At 72.4% G+C, this 15,339-nt stretch carries 15 protein-coding genes, 1 pseudogene and 1 riboswitch; of the genes and pseudogenes, 5 read left to right on the top strand and 11 right to left on the bottom strand.

Annotated features, from left to right (window positions below; genetic code table 11):
* Nucleotides 1-80 precede the first annotated feature (80 nt).
* Complete coding sequence (locus tag RM812_RS29585) at nt 81-1,559, bottom strand: sugar transferase (protein WP_311578981.1); 1,479 nt, start codon at nt 1,557-1,559, stop codon at nt 81-83.
* A 463-nt stretch (nt 1,560-2,022) separates the two neighbouring features.
* Here RM812_RS29585 and RM812_RS29580 point away from each other — a divergent pair.
* Nucleotides 2,023-2,654 (top strand): annotated as a pseudogene (locus tag RM812_RS29580) (ATP-binding protein); the annotation flags it as partial.
* Nucleotides 2,655-2,681: 27 nt separating this feature from the next.
* Here the strand turns inward: RM812_RS29580 and RM812_RS29575 are convergent.
* Both RM812_RS29575 and RM812_RS29570 read right to left on the bottom strand, forming a co-directional pair.
* Nucleotides 2,682-2,879, bottom strand: coding sequence for a DUF397 domain-containing protein (locus RM812_RS29575; RefSeq protein WP_311579153.1), 198 nt, complete (start codon nt 2,877-2,879; stop codon nt 2,682-2,684).
* Nucleotides 2,876-3,742 carry a helix-turn-helix domain-containing protein gene (locus RM812_RS29570; protein WP_311578979.1) on the bottom strand — a complete coding sequence of 289 codons (867 nt, stop codon included), beginning with the start codon at nt 3,740-3,742 and terminating at the stop codon, nt 2,876-2,878. The genes RM812_RS29575 and RM812_RS29570 overlap by 4 nt, the downstream gene beginning before the upstream one ends.
* Before the next feature lie 145 nt (nt 3,743-3,887).
* Between RM812_RS29570 and RM812_RS29565 the strand changes: the two genes are divergently transcribed.
* From RM812_RS29565 to RM812_RS29550, 4 genes are all read left to right on the top strand, one after another.
* Nucleotides 3,888-4,382 (top strand): ATP-binding protein, encoded by a 495-nt coding sequence (locus RM812_RS29565; protein ID WP_311578977.1) that lies wholly within the window; start codon nt 3,888-3,890, stop codon nt 4,380-4,382.
* A 369-nt stretch (nt 4,383-4,751) separates the two neighbouring features.
* Nucleotides 4,752-6,215, top strand: a complete 1,464-nt coding sequence (locus RM812_RS29560) for a sugar porter family MFS transporter (RefSeq protein WP_311578974.1) — start codon at nt 4,752-4,754, stop codon at nt 6,213-6,215.
* A 22-nt stretch (nt 6,216-6,237) separates the two neighbouring features.
* Nucleotides 6,238-7,671 (top strand): glucose-6-phosphate dehydrogenase, encoded by a 1,434-nt coding sequence (gene zwf, locus RM812_RS29555; RefSeq protein ID WP_311578973.1) that lies wholly within the window; start codon nt 6,238-6,240, stop codon nt 7,669-7,671.
* Between the two features lie 18 nt (nt 7,672-7,689).
* Complete coding sequence (locus RM812_RS29550) at nt 7,690-8,811, top strand: FUSC family protein (protein WP_311578971.1); 1,122 nt, start codon at nt 7,690-7,692, stop codon at nt 8,809-8,811.
* A gap of 33 nt (nt 8,812-8,844) precedes the next feature.
* Here the strand turns inward: RM812_RS29550 and RM812_RS29545 are convergent, their stop codons facing one another.
* From RM812_RS29545 to RM812_RS29510, 8 genes are all read right to left on the bottom strand, one after another.
* Entirely contained in the window at nt 8,845-9,291 is a 447-nt protein-coding gene (locus tag RM812_RS29545; RefSeq protein WP_311578969.1) for a DoxX family protein, read from the bottom strand.
* Between the two features lie 328 nt (nt 9,292-9,619).
* Nucleotides 9,620-10,054: a hypothetical protein gene (locus RM812_RS29540; protein WP_311578967.1), complete on the bottom strand. Its 435-nt coding sequence runs from the start codon at nt 10,052-10,054 to the stop codon at nt 9,620-9,622.
* Nucleotides 10,055-10,258: 204 nt separating this feature from the next.
* Nucleotides 10,259-11,098 (bottom strand): energy-coupling factor ABC transporter ATP-binding protein, encoded by an 840-nt coding sequence (locus RM812_RS29535; RefSeq protein WP_311578965.1) that lies wholly within the window; start codon nt 11,096-11,098, stop codon nt 10,259-10,261.
* Nucleotides 11,095-11,844, bottom strand: coding sequence for a cobalt ECF transporter T component CbiQ (cbiQ, locus tag RM812_RS29530; protein WP_311578962.1), 750 nt, complete (start codon nt 11,842-11,844; stop codon nt 11,095-11,097). Before cbiQ ends, RM812_RS29535 begins: the two co-directional genes overlap by 4 nt.
* Nucleotides 11,845-12,183, bottom strand: a complete 339-nt coding sequence (locus RM812_RS29525; protein WP_311578960.1) for an energy-coupling factor ABC transporter substrate-binding protein — start codon at nt 12,181-12,183, stop codon at nt 11,845-11,847. It abuts the gene before it with no gap.
* The gene (locus RM812_RS29520) at nt 12,180-12,872 is read right to left on the bottom strand and encodes an energy-coupling factor ABC transporter permease (protein WP_311578958.1); all 693 of its coding nucleotides are present in this window, start codon (nt 12,870-12,872) and stop codon (nt 12,180-12,182) included. The genes RM812_RS29525 and RM812_RS29520 overlap by 4 nt, the downstream gene beginning before the upstream one ends.
* Nucleotides 12,873-12,902: 30 nt before the next feature.
* Nucleotides 12,903-13,087: riboswitch (cobalamin riboswitch) on the bottom strand.
* A 50-nt stretch (nt 13,088-13,137) separates the two neighbouring features.
* A complete protein-coding gene (locus RM812_RS29515; protein WP_394816534.1) occupies nt 13,138-13,716 on the bottom strand; it encodes a potassium channel family protein in 579 nt (192 codons plus the stop codon).
* Nucleotides 13,713-15,110, bottom strand: a complete 1,398-nt coding sequence (locus tag RM812_RS29510) for a chloride channel protein (protein WP_311578956.1) — start codon at nt 15,108-15,110, stop codon at nt 13,713-13,715. The genes RM812_RS29515 and RM812_RS29510 overlap by 4 nt, the downstream gene beginning before the upstream one ends.
* Nucleotides 15,111-15,339: the final 229 nt, after the last annotated feature.

The raw sequence follows: 15,339 nt of genomic DNA, 5'->3' as shown, positions 1-15,339 counted from the left end.
CCCGTCCCTCCCCCCAGGCAGGCCCTTGCGGCCTGCGGTTCGCGCGTCGGTGGGACCGCCGAGTCGCAGCCCCCCGCGCATCAGTAGGCCCCCTGCCCGTGGAGCACCGCACGCAGCGTCTTCCACAGGATCACTGTGTCCAGGGCGAGCGACCAGTCCTCCACGTACCGCAGGTCGAGGCGGACCGCCTCCTCCCACGGCAGGTCGCTGCGTCCGCTGATCTGCCACAGACCGGTGAGTCCGGGCTTGACCAGCAGCCGCCGCCGGATGTCCGGGCCGTACGCAGCGGTCTCCTCCGGTAACGGAGGCCGCGGACCGACAAGCGACATCGATCCGGTGAGTACGTTGAACAACTGCGGGAGCTCGTCGATCGAGTACCGGCGCAGCACCGCCCCCACCCGGGTCACCCGCGGATCCCGGCGGAGCTTGAACAGCAGGCCGGCGCCCTCGTTGCGGTCGGTCAGCCCGGCACGTGCCCGGTCGGCCCCGGCGACCATGGTGCGGAACTTGAGAATGGTGAACTCGCGGCCGTCCTTGCCGACCCTGCGCTGGCGGTAGAACGCGCCGCCCGGACTGTCCGCCAGCACGAGCAGCCCGACGAACACCATCAGCGGCGCGAACAGCATCAGCAGGATCGCCGCGCCCAACCGGTCGACGACCCCTTTGACCGCCCGGCGCCCCCCGGTGAAGGTCGGCATGCTGACCCGCAGCAGCGGGATCCCCAGCACCGCGTCGACGTGCAGCCGCGGGCCGGCCACCTCCATCAGCACGGGGGCCACGACCATCTCGGCGTCGCTGCCCTCGAGGTTCCAGGCCAGCCGCTGCAGCCGGTCCGGTGACCAGTGCGGGTCCGGTGTGACCGCGACGACACGGTAGCCGTCGCGGCGGACGTGGCCCGAGACGTCCGCCAGTCGGCCGACGACCGGGACCCCGTCCAGTCGGTCACCGTCGAGCCCGAGACCGTCCGCCGTGCACACCGCCTCCACCCGCCAGCCGAGGTGCGGGAACTTACGGGTCCGGGCGATCAGGTCGCGCACGGTGGCCGGGCTCCCGGCGGCGAGCACCGGTCGCAGACACCGTCCTTCTTTCCGCTGTTTGTGCAGCCACAGGCGCAGCAAATACCGCGCGATCATGGTGAGAAACGCGATCGCGGGGATCGCGACGAAGATCCAGAGTTTGATGTTGCGCGAGGTGAGAGCGATTCCGCCGAGTGCCAGTACGACGGTCGCCATGAACAGTGAGCGTCCGAGCCGGCGGAATTCCTCGGCGCCCTGGCCGAGAACGGCCGGAGCCCAGGACCGGCTCACCGCAAGCGCGCCCAGCACCAGGAGTTCGGTGCCGAATGCGAGAATTCCCCACTTCTCGTGCCAGTTGGCCGCGTCCCGGGCTCCGAAGAAGTTGCCGATCGACGCCACCACGAAGGCGGTGGTCACCGTATCGCTGGTGATCACGGTACGGCGGTACTGCTGTTCCCAGTCGGTCGCGGGCTGGCTGATCGCCCCGTTCGCCAGACGCCCGCGCGCCGGCGAAAACGGGCTGAATAATCCCCCTTGCCGCACAGAACCCCCCAGGTCCCCAGTGGCTCGACGTGTTCGCCCAACACTGTTCCTCCCCCCGGGAGGCCCCCGCCCCCCCGTGCCGCGCTGTTCCTCCCCGCGGGAGGCCCCCGCCTCCCCCACGCATGACGTCCCGGCTGTTGCAGAGCTACGTGAACGGCTCACCCCGACGGCAGCGGACTCGCATTCCTGCCGGACTGTCGAGGTGCGCGAAATCCCGTCGAAACCTCGGGTGCTCCCCGCATCCAAGGCCCCCCTCGGGCTCCAGGAATTGATCATCCCCACTTACGGTGCCGGGGACGCACTGCTGGCTTTCCGTAGCGCCGGACCTAAAAGATCATTAATGGTCGCCTCGACTTCGATCAGCTGAAGCACGGTCAATCTAGACCATCGGGGCCGGTATGAAGAGAGGATGTGTGGAATTTGTGCTGAAGCTTTCAGACTTGATCCATCCACCGCCGGCCGCCGGCCGCGCAACGTGGTCACCCACCCGCTCGATGTCCCGGAGTCCACCGGCTACATCCAGCGCGAGCAGGACATCCTGCGTCCCCGCCACCCGGTCATCACCCTGGCCGATCCCGGCATCCGCTTCAACCAGCTGATCACCCTGCCGCAGGCGGCCACCGTCGAGCAGGGCTTCGCCGAAGAGGCGTGGCAGGCCGCGGCGCCGACCTTCAACTCCAAGATCCTCGGCCCCCACTTCGAGGAGCCGGCCCGCGCCTTCACCCGCCGGTAGGCCCGCACCCTGCTTCCCGGGGGCCCGCCCGGCCCGGTCGGTACCACCGAGGTGGCGGACGCCGCGGCCCGCACCAAGCACGAGAGGTCGACGTCATCGCCCTGGCCCTGGGCGAGCGCCCGCAGGCCCCCCGCGCCCGGATCGCCCTGCTCGGTGAGGCCAAGGCCACCGCCGCCCGCCGCGGCACCGGCGACCTGCAACGCCTGGAACGTACCCGCACCCTGCTCGCCGACCAGGGCCACGACACCACGGGCACCGCCCTGGCCCTGTTCTCCCTGCACGGGTTCCACCCGGACCTGATCGAGTCCGCGGCCCGCCGCGACGACCTGCTCCTGGTCGACCTGGCGACGCTCTGCGGGGCCGGGTGGCTTCGGCTTCGGGTACGGCCGTCAGGCTTCCCCGACGAACCCCGCCCACGCCTGACGCGACACACGGATGACGGGCCCGGTCACGGCCTTGGAGTCCCGGATGTGCACCACTCCCGTGTCGGCCGCGACCTCGACGCAGTCGCCGCCCTCCGCTCCGCTGTAGCTGCTCTTGAACCAGGGGAGGCCGGACGCGACGGCCGAGGACTCAGCGGTGTTCATAGCTCTCCCAGCAACCTCTCGGTGAATTCCAGGGACTCTCGCGGAGTGAGAGCCTGCGATCGGATGATCCCATAACGGGCGGCGGCGAGCGCTGCCTGCTGCGGGTCGGTCTGCAGGGTGCTGGTTCCCTGTGCCTCGGTGTATGCGAACTTCTTGCCGTCGTCACGCGTGACGACCGTGAACGGCCCGTCCACGCCCGCGCTTTCCTCGCAAGCGAGCGGACTGATCTGAATCTCGACATTCCGCTTCTGGCCGACGAGCAGCAGATGCTCCAACTGCCCTCGAAGTACGTCCTTACCGCCAAGCCGGCGACGCAATACCGACTCGTCCATCACGAAGCTCAGCAGGGGTGCGGGCCGCCGGTCGAGAATGTCCTGACGAGCGAGTCGCGCCGCCACCCGCTGTTCGATCGTCTCCTGGTCCAGAGGTGGCCGCCGCATGGCCAGCACCGCCCTCATGTATTCCTCGGTCTGGAGCAGGCCCTTCACCACCAGTGTGTCGTACGAGAGCAACTCGATGGCCGTCTTCTCCAAGGCCGCCATCCCCTGGAAGAACACCGGATACTGAGCCCGCTCCACCTGCTCCTTCCACACCGTCAGCAGCCCACCCGCGTCGAGAACCTCGTCCGCCCGCTCGATGGTCCTGGGCGACGGAATCCGCCGCCCCTGCTCGTACGACGCGACCGTGGACGCCGAGTACCCGATCCGCCGTCCGAACTCCTCGCGCTCCAGGCCCGCCCGCACCCGCAACGTCTTCAGCGTCTGTCCGAACGCGGTGACCACGCCCTGGCCGGACGTGTCCGCCGCCTGTCCCGCGTCGCCTGCCACCACGGCCCCGGCCCCCGCGTCCGTCACCTCGGTCATCACTACCGCCTCCCTGCCCCAACGCCCGTCCCGGCAGCGTCGACACGCCCTGCGCCTCGTACCCGTGCAGCCACCGCGCGTACAACGGGCCGCGTCGGTGCGTCACCGCTGGTCACGCTACGCGACCGAGGACACCGTTGTCGGCATGACGAGTCAACTCCCCAGCCCCATCGGCTCCTCCCGACCCACGGCCCCCACCGATGACGTGATCCGCACCTTCGAGATGCGTTTCACCTCCACCCCGCGCGGCGCCCGCCTCGCCCGCAGACTGGCCGCGCACCGGCTGGACGCCTGGGGCATCCCGTACGGCACCGGCCCGCACGAGGAGATCGTGCTGGTCGTCGGGGAGCTGACCGCCAACGCCGTACGGCACGGACATGTCACCGGCCGGGACTTCCACCTGCTCCAGCGCCTGAGCGCACCCGCCCGTACGGTCCGGATCGAGGTCACCGACACCCGTACCGAACGGACGCCGCCCGGCCCGGAGACGGTGCCCGTCCCCGGCGCCGAGGACACCGGCGGCCGAGGGCTGCTCCTCGTCGCGGGGCTCGCCACCCGCTGGGGCTGGCACCTGCGGTCCGGAGGACCGGGCAAGACGGTGTGGGCGGAGTGCGTGTCCGAAGCCCTCCCGACGCGATAGCCGGGCCGTCGGCGTGCTCGTCAGAAGCTCGAACCGGGCCCGGAAGGCTTCGGTCCGGGACACACACCGAGCGGGCACTCGGCATCTGCCGGCCGAATGCGGGCCCGCCGTCCGACGGAGGGGCCGCCGGAGCCCCCGCACTCACACCGGCCGGCCGCGGCGCGAGCCTGCTGCGGACGACGCGGAAAGCGTTGTACTCCCCGGCTGCGGCCACTACCCCGCCGAGGGAGCCCCGGAGGCGGCGCTGCCCGCTCACCGCGTGAACCACCCGATTGCTCCGCTCTTGTGTGCACGCGTCCCGAAGGGTGGTGACGTTGATCGGACGGACCTGTCGAGACATGGGCGAGACGCGAGACACGAGGAAGTGACATGGTTCAGGGCTTCTCCGAGGAACCAGGCACCCGCGGACCACTCACCGAGGTCTCCCCTCAGGGGCAGCGGAAGATCACCCGCTGGGCCGCCGCGATCGCTCTGGGCGGTTTCCTCTTCGGCTTCGACACCGGGGTCGTGTCGGGCGCCCTGCTCTACATCAAGCACGACTTCCACCTGAACTCCTTCGAGCAGGGCAGCGTGGTCAGCGTGCTGCTCATCGGCGCGGTGATCGGCGCCACCTCGGCCGGCCGGCTGTCCGAGAGATTCGGCCGGCGCAAGGCCCTGGGCGCGATCGGCGTGGTGTTCGTCATCGGTACGGCGATCGCGAGCGCGGCGAACGGATACCCGGTGCTCATGGCGGGCCGTGTCGTCCTCGGCCTCGCGGTCGGCGCGGCGTCGGCGACGGTGCCGGTCTATCTGTCCGAGATCTCCCCGACGAAGATCCGCGGTCGGCTGCTCACGATGAACCAGCTGATGATCACGCTCGGCATCCTCATCGCCTACCTGGTCAATCTCGCCTTCTCGAGCAGCGGGATGTGGCGGGCCATGTTCGCCGTCGGCGCGGTTCCGGCCGCTCTCATGGTCGCGGCCACCCTGTGGGTCCTCCCCGAATCGCCGCAGTGGCTCATCGCCCACGACCGGGTCGACACGGCGCGCAGGGCGATCGCCTCGGTCACCGACGAGGCCACGGCGGACGCACTGATCGCGCGCGCCCGGCACCGGATCGCCGAGGAACGCGAGAAGCGGTCACGGACTTCCGGGGCGAGTGACCAGGGGGCCAGGAGACTCCTCGCCCCCGACGTGCGTCCGGCACTCGTCGTCGGACTCACGCTCGCCGCCGTACAGCAGTTCGGCGGCATCAACACGATCATCTACTACGCGCCGACCATCATCCAGCAGACCGGCCTGAACGCGTCGAACTCCATCTTCTACTCCGTGTTCATCGGCGTGATCAACCTGGTCATGACGCTGGTGGCGATCCGCCTGGTCGACCGGGCGGGCCGCCGCGTCATGGTTCTCGTCTCGCTGGCCCTCATGGCCGTCACGATCTTCATGCTCGGCCTCGCGTTCGTGGTCGGCATGAACTCGGTGCTGACGCTCCTGTTCATGGTCGTCTACATCGCCGCCTACGCGGGCGGCCTCGGGCCGGTGTTCTGGACGCTGCTCGGCGAGATCTTCCCGCCGTCCGTGCGGGCCGAGGGGTCGAGCGTGGCCACCGCGGTCAACTGGGTGTCCAACTTCCTCGTCAGCCTCGCCTTCCTGCCCCTGGCGTCCGCCATCGGCCAGGGTGAGACTTTCTGGATCTTCGCCGGAATCTGTGTCCTCGCGTTCTTCTTCGTCGGCCGCTACCTGCCCGAGACCCGCAACCGCGATCCCGAACAGATCCAGGCGGCCCTGCGGTCCCGCTTCGGACACGAGCCCGACGCGTCGGCCTCGGCCGCGGACGCCCACGTGCGGTGACTCCCGAGAAAGGACGCTCACGATGAGCGACACCCTCCTCAGCCCTTCCGACCTCGAACGCGCCGACGCCCTGGTGCTCTTCGGCATCACCGGCGACCTCGCCAGGAAGATGCTGCTGCCCGCGCTGTACCGGCTCACCGAGTCCGGCAAGCTGACCGTGCCCGTCATCGGGGTGGCGGCCGGCGACTGGGACGACGACGCGCTGCGCGGGCACGCGCGGGAGGCGGTCGTCGCCGCGGGCACGGACCTCGACGAGGCGGTCTTCGCCCGGTTCGCGGCGGGCCTGTCCATCATCACCGGAGACTTCGCCGACGACGCCACCTTCGCCCGGCTGCGCGACGCCGTGGCGGGGTTCGGGTTCGTGACGCACTACCTGGCGATCCCGCCGTCGCTGTTCACCGTGGTCGCCGCCGCGCTGGCCGCGGCGGGCCTGAACCGCGACGCCCGCCTGGTGGTGGAGAAGCCGTTCGGACACGACCTCGACTCCGCGCGGAAACTGCAGGACGAGCTGAGCACCCACTTCGACGACGACCACCTGCTGCGCGTCGACCACTTCCTGGGCAACCGCGCGGTCGAGAGCCTGATGGTCTCCCGGTTCGCCAACACGCTGCTGGCGCCGATCTGGCACCGCGCCTACGTGGACAACGTCCAGATCACCCTCGCCGAGGACTTCGACGTCGCCGACCGGGGCTCCTTCTACGACGCGGTGGGCTGCCTGCGCGACGTGGTCCAGAACCACATGCTGCAGGTCCTGGCCTTCCTGGCGATGGACCCGCCGAGCGCCGGCAACGCCCGCGCCCAGGGGCTGGAGAAGTGGCGGGTGCTGCACGCCACCCGCTCGATGGACCCCGCCGCCACCGTGCGCGGCCAGTACGACGGCTACCGGGACGTCGAGGGTGTCGAGCCGGACTCCACCACCGAGACGTACTTCGCGACCCGCCTGTTCATCGACAACTGGCGCTGGGCGGGCGTGCCCTTCCACCTGCGCAGCGGGAAGGCGCTGGCCGTCACCGCCACCGAGGTCGTGGTCGAGCTGCGCGAACCGCCCCTGGAACTCTTCGGCGGCGAGAACGCGCGGACGCCGCCGAACCTGATCCGCTTCCGCATCGACGGCGACACCGGGATCAGGGCGGACCTGGTGCTGAGCAAGCCCGAGGGGAACACCGGGCCGATGACCGTCCCCGTCGGCGTCGACTACGCGCAGGTCCTGGGACGGCAGGAGCTCCCGTACGAGAACATCCTGTACGGGGCCGTCGCAGGCGATCCCGAGTCCTTCGCCTTCTTCCCCGCCGTCCTGGAGTGCTGGCGCATCGTGGAGCCGGTGCTCGACCCGGCCGATCCGCCCCTGCCGTACGCACGGGGAAGCTGGGGCCCGCAGGCGGCCGACCGGCTCCCCGGCCTGCGGAGCTGGCACGAGCCGGGCCACCGCCTCTTCGACGACGACCGGGTGTACTGATCACGAGCGTGGAGAACGATGCGCGAAGCGTGGCTGCGCCTCAGGAACAACCTGTGGCCTGTGCTCCAGCAGGCCACGGCCGCCGCGCTCTCCTGGTGGACCGCCAGGAACGTCTTCGACCACCACGTCCCGCTCTTCGCCCCGATCGCCACCCTCGTCGCGCTCAACACGCCCGTCGGAGGGCGGGGCACCAACGCCGTACGGGTTCTGTCCGGGGTCATCGCGGGCGTCGTCGTCGGGCAACTGGCCTTCCGCTTCCTGGGCCACGGCGCAGCGTCCGTCGGCGTGGCCGTCCTGTGCGCACTGCTCGTCGCGCTCGTCGTCGACGGGGAGCGCATCACGATGGCCCAGGCCGCCGTGGGCGCGGTGATCTCCGTCGCGGCCGGACAGCGGGCAGGCATCACCCGGGTGCAGGACGCCCTGCTCGGAGCCGGCGTGGCGCTCGTGTTCAGCCAGCTCCTCTTCCCGCCGCACCCGCTCGCCCTGCTCAGACGCGCCGAGGCCGCCACGCTGGAGGGGCTGGGCCGCGCACTGGACCTGACGGCGCGGGCACTGGAGGAGCCGGAGAAGGAGCGCGACGCACCGCCGGGGGAGGAACTGCGTTCCGTCTACACCCTGCTGCACGATCTCGGCGGAACACGGAGCGACACCATCGCCGTCGCCCGGCGCACCCTCCTCTGGCGGGGCCGGCGGGAACCCGTCGACCAGGAGATCGCGACCACGGGACACCTGGACCTGCTCGGCAACAGCTGCCTCACCCTCATCCGGGGTGCCTCGGCCCTCGACACGGGGCAGCGACAGGAATTCGCCCCCACGGTACGGGGGCTGGCCGGGGTCCTGGGCGCACTGGCGGCCGCCCCCGCGAACCACGCCGTACGCCTGCGCGCGACCAGGTGGACCCTCGACATCGTCCGGGGCGCCCCGGACGAGGACGCGGCGCTCCCGGTCGCCGTGGGGGAGAGCGTACGGATGGTCGCCGGGGACATCCTGGTCTTCGCGGGTGCCGACGTAGACGACGCCGAACGCGCCCTGCACGACGGAGCCACCGACGTCCCCGTCAGTGCGCCGCCGCGGCTGCGGTGGTCGCCCCGGCCGCGACGCCGGGGCCGGGGCGGGGGCCGCCGCGGGCCTTCGGCCTGAGGCGCGCCGGCGGATCCTCACAGGGGCGGATTTTCACAGGGAGGATGTCGACGACGTCCTCGTGATCGGTCGGGTGCCGGGCCGGCGTCGGAGGCGGGCCAGTGAGGGCAGCGTCCACCGGCCCGGTCCGAGGGCGGCGATGAGAAGGAAGGACCAGCAGAACATGGCCGCCGCCTCACCGCCGTTCTGGAGGGGGAACAGCGCCTCCGGCTGGTGCTCGACGAAGTAGGCGTACGCCATGGACCCGGAGCACAGCAGGGCCGCGGCCCGGGTCGCCAGCCCGCACAGCACCAGCGCGCCGCCGAGGAGTTGAACGACGGCCGCCCACCAGCCGGGCCAGGCGGCGACGTCGGGCTTGGCTCCCTGCGGACCGCCCAGGACACCGAACAGGGTGGCGGCTCCGTGGCAGGCGAACAGCAGCCCGACGACGACTCGGAAGAGTCCGATCACGTGCTCCCTGCTCTTTTCCAGCGCTTCCATCGGTGGGGCTCCTCTCTCGCGCAGCGACCTCCGGGGAGGGGCTGCACCACGGTGGGGGCGAGGTGGGGCTGGTCTCCGACTGCGGGCGGGTCCGCCCGCACGGCGTTGGCGCGTGGTGCTCCGGGTGCCACGGCGAGGGTGCGTTCCGGTGCCGCCGTGTTCGTGGGGGTGGTGTGCGTGAGACAGCGGGGGGCGACGTGCCCCGGGTGGCAGGCGCTGTACTCGCTGTATTCAAACTCTTGACCACCGCGGCACGCTTGTCTAGACCAATAGTGCAACAAGTCGGGTACGCGTCGTCGCGGCGCCGCAGTCCCGGCCGACCGCTCCCTCAGCCGGCCAGGACCACGCAGCCCAGCGCGAGCAGGGCGAGGACCTTCACGACCTCCAGCGCGACGTAGTACAGGTGGGCGCGGGAGCGGTGCAGCGCCGGGTCCTCGCCCGCGAGCACGGCGTCGGAACGCCGGTTCAGCCGGGGGCGGACGACACCGAGCTGCCCGGCCAGTACGGCCACGGCGATCGCGGTGAGCGTGACGACGGCCGCGGAGGGACCGCCCGTGGCGACCGCCGCGACCACGGCGACGGCGAGGACGGCCTCGGCGAGGTTCAGCGCGCGGAAGACCATCCGGCCGATGCCGAGCCCGATGGGGATCGTCACCCCGGGAGCCCGGAACTTCAACGGTGCTTCCAGGAAGGAGATCGCCAGCACCATGCCGAGCCAGAGGAAGGTGACGGCGCCGGCCACGGCTGCCGAGGTCGAGTGCATCGCGGGATCCTCGTCTCCGGTGGGACTGCGGGACTGCGTGCCGTCATTCTGGCGCGGGCCAGAGGTCCCCCGTGACCGGCCCCGTCGCCTCCGGACCCCGATCGCCCCCGTCCCGCCCGGCAGCGGCCCGAGGAGGAGTCGGCCGACGTCCGGGACGCGGAGTACAGCGACTCGGCACGCCGAGTTGCCCCGGCCGCCGGGCCGTCAGTCGGTCAGCGCGGCCAGCTCCTCCGGCGTACGCGGGCCCGTCGCCGAGTCCGTCAACAGGCCCCGGGCGCGCAGCAGTCCGGCTGCCGCCACCCCCCACGGCAGGCGCAGCCCCGCCTGCCGCAGGAGGTCCGTGCGGGCCAGCGTCGGGGCCGTGGGGCCGGTGTGCACCCCGGCCGGGGTGAGCAGGGCCGCGTCGTCGGACCAGCGCAGGGCGAGGTCGACGTCGTGGGTGGCCATCACCACGGTGGTGCCCCCCGCGGGGAGCCGGTCCAGGGTGGCGAGCAGCCTTTCCTGGCCGTCCGGGTCGAGCCCGGCGGTCGGCTCGTCGAGGATCAGCACCCGGGGCCGCATCGCGACGGCACCGGCGATCGCGGTCCGCTTGCGCTGCCCGTACGACAGCAGGTGCGTGGGCCGGTCGGCCAGCGCGGTGATGTCCAGCGCGGCGAGCGCCTCCGCGACCCGGGACCGGACCTCCGCGTCGGGCAGGCCGAGGTTCAGCGGCCCGAAGGACACGTCCTGGCCGACGGACGCGGCGAACAACTGGTCGTCCGGGTCCTGCACCACCAGCTGCACCGTGGTCCGCAACCGGGTCAGCCCCTTGCGGTCGTACGCCACCGGCGTCCCCTCGACCGTCAGCGTCCCGGAGCCCGGCCTGAGTCCGCCGCTGAGCAGCCGCATCAGCGTGGTCTTGCCGCTGCCGTTGCGGCCCAGCAGCGCGAGCGCCCTCCCCTCGCGCACCGCGAAGTCCAGCCCGACGAGGACGGCCGGGCCCTCCTCGTACGCGAAGGACACGCCCCGCAGGGCGACCAGCGCCGGCTCGGTCGACTCGCTCACGACAGGGGGCCTTCCAGTACGAGGGTGAGGGCGGCCAGCGCCGCCAGCAGCGCGACGCTCACCGCCGTGAAGGGCACGGAGACGCGGGCCTCGGGCACCAGCACGCGCAGGGTGCCGTCGTACCCGCGGCCGGCGAGCCCCGACTGGAGCCGCGCCGCCCGGTCGAAGGCCCGTACGAACGCCATGGCGCCCAGTCCGCCGAGCGAACGCCAGGCGGCGGCCCGGGTGGTGTGCCCCAGCCGTGCGGCCTGCGCCTCGCGGATCCTGCGCACGGAGTCCAGCAGCAGGAAGCTCATCCGGTACGTCACCAGCGCCACGTCGACCACCGGGGCCGGCACCCCGGCCCGCACCAGGCGGGGCAGGAGGTCGGACATCGGCGTGGTGAACGCGAACAGCAGCACCCCGAGGGAGGCCGCCGAGGAGCGCAGCAGCAGCTCACCGGCGCGCACCGCACCGCCGTCCGCCACGCCCACGATGCCGTCCGGGCCCCCGACCCGCACCAGCAGCGGCAGCGCCCCGGTCACACAGAAGCCCAGCGGCATCCGGTACGCCCGCCACAGCCGGCGCCGGGGCACGCCCGCCGGGCCGAGCAGCACGGCGAGCGCCGTCACCAGCACCAGCGCCCCGCCCGGCCAGGCCGGCAGTGAGACCGCCAGCGCGGTCAGGCCCAGCCCGAGCACGGCCTTGTCCACGGGATGGCGGCGGCGCCACCGACTGCTGTGCGCCGCCGCGTCGATCGGCAGCACTCAGTCCCCTTCGGAGGCGTCCCGCAGCGCCGCCGCGGCCCGTTCCTCGCCCTGCCGCCGTCCCCGGCGCAGTCCGAAGTAGTAGGCCAGCACGCCCGCGCCGAGCGCGGCCTGCACGGCGAACAGCGCCGACTCGATCTCCCCGGACGGCGGCTCGTACAGCGGCGAGAACCACGGCTCGTAGTCCGGCTCGATCTCGGTGATCACCGTCTCCGCCTCGGCGTCGGCGCCGGCGAACGGCTCCTCCTTGTGGTCGCCGAGGCCCAGCACCAGCGGCAGCACCGCGAGCGCCGCCACGGCGAGCAGCAGCAGGGTGTTGATCTTCGCGTTGCGGCTCACCGGGCCACCGCCCCCTGCTTGCCGGGCTTCGTCAACAGGACGCCCAGTCGGGCCAGTTCGCCCTTGCTGGACTGCACCAGCAGCCGCATCACGACCACCGTGAGCAGGCCCTCGCTCACCGCGAGCGGGATCTGTGTGACGGCGAAGACGGAGCCGAACTTGCCGAGGGCGCCCAGGAAGCCGCCGCTCGGGTCGGGGAAGGCGAGCGCGAGCTGCACGCTGGTGACGCAGTAGGTCGACAGGTCGGCGGCGAACGCCCCGCAGAACACCGTGACCATCAGCGGCGCGTCGAACCGGCGCAGCAGCCGGTAGACCGCGTATCCGGCCCAGGGGCCGACGACCGCCATCGAGAAGACGTTGGCGCCGAGCGTGGTCAGTCCGCCGTGCGCGAGCAGCAGCGCCTGGAAGAGCAGCGTGATGGTGCCCAGCACCGCCATGACCGGCGGCCGGAACAGGATGGCGCCCAGCCCGGTACCGGTCGGGTGCGAACAACTCCCGGTGACGGACGGCAGTTTCAGGGCCGACAGCACGAACGTGAAGGCTCCGGAGGCGCCGAGGAGCAAGGTGCTCTCCGGGTGCTCCCTGACCTCACGGGTGAGTGACCGTACTCCGTGGACGACGAACGGCGCGGACGCGACACCCCAGGCGATCGCGTGCGCCGGTGGCAGAAAGCCCTCGGCTATGTGCATGACTCGGCAGACCCTCTCCAGCACCTCGTGGATGGACGACGCGCCTTGGCCGGTCTCCTGGCTGACGGGTACCACCGCCCGTGCTCCGCCTTCCCGGGTAGTGGGACCCAGTGGCTGCCCGTTGAGGGCTGGAGCCGGACTTCCCGATTCACAGTGGCGAGGGCCGCACCGGCATCACACCGGATTTCCCGTTCACCAAGGCGTGGCGACAGTAGTGCTCCCACGGGGGCGGTGACAAGCGGGCATCGGGCTGCGGAAACACCGGTCAGTCCCGTCCCTCGCGGCGGTCGTCCTGCTCCGTGCGCCGGACCACCATGTCGCGCACCCGCCGGGTCAGCGTGGTCGCGGCGGCGGTGAGGAACACGAAGGTGTACAGGATCTGCAGGACGGCCAGGGTCCGTGCCGCCTGCCCCCGCGGGGTGATGTCGCCGTAGCCGACGGTGGCGAGCGTGACCACCGTGAAGTACAGGGCGTCGACGCGGGTGTGCAGGCCCGCGAACTCGCCCGGCTGCTTGGCGAGCGCGTAGTAGGCGGCTGCGAAGACGTGCACGGTCAGGACGATCAGCAGCGCGATGACCAGGCCGGGCCGGGCGCCCGGACGTTCGACCAGGGCGTCGCGGACCTGCCGGAGCAGCAGCGCGGCCACGGCGATCAGGACCAGGGTGAGCAGCAGCCAGCTCAGTACGGGGCGTCCGGGGCCCAGATGGTCGAGGGGGAGCAGGAAGTAGGCCACGCCCACGGCCACCGCGACGCCGGCCCGCCCGAGCCAGGGCCGGGCCGCCTGCCAGGCGGTACGGGGGCCGGTGGTGCCGGTCCGACCGGTGGCGGCCCGGCGCCCGGTCACCGTGCGGTCCCCGCCGCCGGTCCTCCGGCCGCATCCGGTGGCGGTTCCGGTCGGGGTGGCGGATCCGGTTCCGGTTCCGGTTCTGTCCGGCGGACCAGCTGGGTGACGACGAAGGCGACGACCGACGCGGTGACGATCAGCGGCATCTGGTCGTACGCGTCCGCGCGCATCAGCAGGACCGCCAGCACCGCGCTGGCCAGCGGCAGCCCCGTCACCGCGGCCGCCGCGGCGGAGATGCCGAGGGCGAGGGCCGGGGTCGCGCCGAAGCCGGGCAGACCGGAGCAGGCCATGGCCGTCGCCGTGCCCAGCAGTACGGCCGGGAAGATCGGGCCGCCGCGCAGACTGCCCAGCGCGATGCCCCAGGCCAGTCCCTTGCACGCGACCAGCGCGACCAGCGCGCCCACGGACCAGGCATGCGGGTGCGCCGCGAGCTCGGCGAGGGTGGCCTGGCCGGACAGCGCCGCCTCGGCCGGCGAGCGACCGGTGATCAGCGCGTACGCGGCGAGGCAGACGCCGACCGCCGTGGCGCAGGCGACGGTGCGGACGGCCGTGTGGTGCCGCGTCCAGGAAACGGTGCGGCGGCCCAGCCCGCGGGCGAGTGTGACCAGCACCGCGATCAGTGCCGCCGTGGGGATGCCCCACAGGAAGTCGCCCGCGTCCGGGTTGGCGTGCGGCGGCACGTCGTGCAGGCCGAGCGCGCCGATCTTCAGGCCGGTCCACTGTCCGAAGCCGGTGAAGACCAGGGCGCCCGCCGCGCTGGCCAGCAGGCAGGGCAGCAGCAGCGCGACCAGCCGCGCCCCGCCGATCCCGGCCCCCTCGATGAGCAGCACCGCCGCCACCACCGGGCCGCCGAGGATGGTGGAGATCGCGGCGGTGGAACCGGCCGTGGCGAGGATCGCGCTCGCCCGCGGGTCCGCGCCCGCGCCCGCCTGCCGCACCGCCAGCAGGGCGAGTCCGCTGCCGACGGCCATCAGGGGAGCTTCCGGGCCCAGCACCACGCCGAGCGGCAGCGTGGCCAGCGCGGCCAGTACGGCGCCGGGCAGCGCTCCGGGGCCGACGGGCGCGCCGCCCAGCCCGTTCACCGGCAGATGGCCCCCGGCGCCCGGCAGCCGGGTGACGATCGGTGCCAGGACCAGCCCGGCCAGTACCAGGGCGGGCAGCGGCCACCACCAGGGCGGGGTGTCGTGTCCGACCGCCTCGGGCAGCGACGTCCACACCCAGTGCTCGAGCTCGTGCTGGAGGCCGACGAAGAAGAAGCAGGCCAGCGCGATGGGAACACCGAGCAGCACGCACAGCAGCAACAGCCGCCGGTAGCCGGGGCTGAGCAGGGTGCGCCGCAGGGACTGCTCGGCCCGGTCCGTCCCCGCGTTTGCCGGCGCGGGCTGCGTCGTCACGGGCCCTCCTTCGTCCGCCCCACCCCTCGGCGTTCGCGTATGCGCTTCAGTAAACGCGAGGCGGGGAAGGGACGCATGCGCACGCCGCCGTCCCGGGCAGGGCGGAAGCAAGCTCCGGCCCGCCCTCGGCCCGGCCCGGGTGCGCTTCGTGGCTCGGTGGCGCCGCATGGAGCGGGTGGGTGCCGTGGCCGCGCCGAGGCGGCGTTCCCTGTGCCGGTGAGGGCGAGGG

The organism is Streptomyces lancefieldiae (assembly GCF_031845825.1).
Lineage (GTDB): Bacteria > Actinomycetota > Actinomycetes > Streptomycetales > Streptomycetaceae > Streptomyces > Streptomyces lancefieldiae.
Note: the sequence above shows the minus strand (reverse complement) of the source record. Positions and strands in the feature narration are given on the sequence as shown.

Excerpts from the sequence above, each read along its gene's own strand:
- RM812_RS29570 (WP_311578979.1), bottom strand. The coding sequence starts at position 3,742 with ATGACCGAGGTGACGGACGCGGGGGCCGGGGCCGTGGTGGCAGGCGAC.
- zwf (WP_311578973.1), top strand. The coding sequence starts at position 6,238 with ATGAGCGACACCCTCCTCAGCCCTTCCGACCTCGAACGCGCCGACGCC.
- RM812_RS29565 (WP_311578977.1), top strand. The coding sequence starts at position 3,888 with ATGACGAGTCAACTCCCCAGCCCCATCGGCTCCTCCCGACCCACGGCC.
- RM812_RS29520 (WP_311578958.1), bottom strand. The coding sequence starts at position 12,872 with ATGCACATAGCCGAGGGCTTTCTGCCACCGGCGCACGCGATCGCCTGG.
- RM812_RS29560 (WP_311578974.1), top strand. The coding sequence starts at position 4,752 with ATGGTTCAGGGCTTCTCCGAGGAACCAGGCACCCGCGGACCACTCACC.
- RM812_RS29545 (WP_311578969.1), bottom strand. The coding sequence starts at position 9,291 with ATGGAAGCGCTGGAAAAGAGCAGGGAGCACGTGATCGGACTCTTCCGA.
- RM812_RS29575 (WP_311579153.1), bottom strand. The coding sequence starts at position 2,879 with ATGAACACCGCTGAGTCCTCGGCCGTCGCGTCCGGCCTCCCCTGGTTC.
- RM812_RS29540 (WP_311578967.1), bottom strand. The coding sequence starts at position 10,054 with ATGCACTCGACCTCGGCAGCCGTGGCCGGCGCCGTCACCTTCCTCTGG.
- RM812_RS29550 (WP_311578971.1), top strand. The coding sequence starts at position 7,690 with ATGCGCGAAGCGTGGCTGCGCCTCAGGAACAACCTGTGGCCTGTGCTC.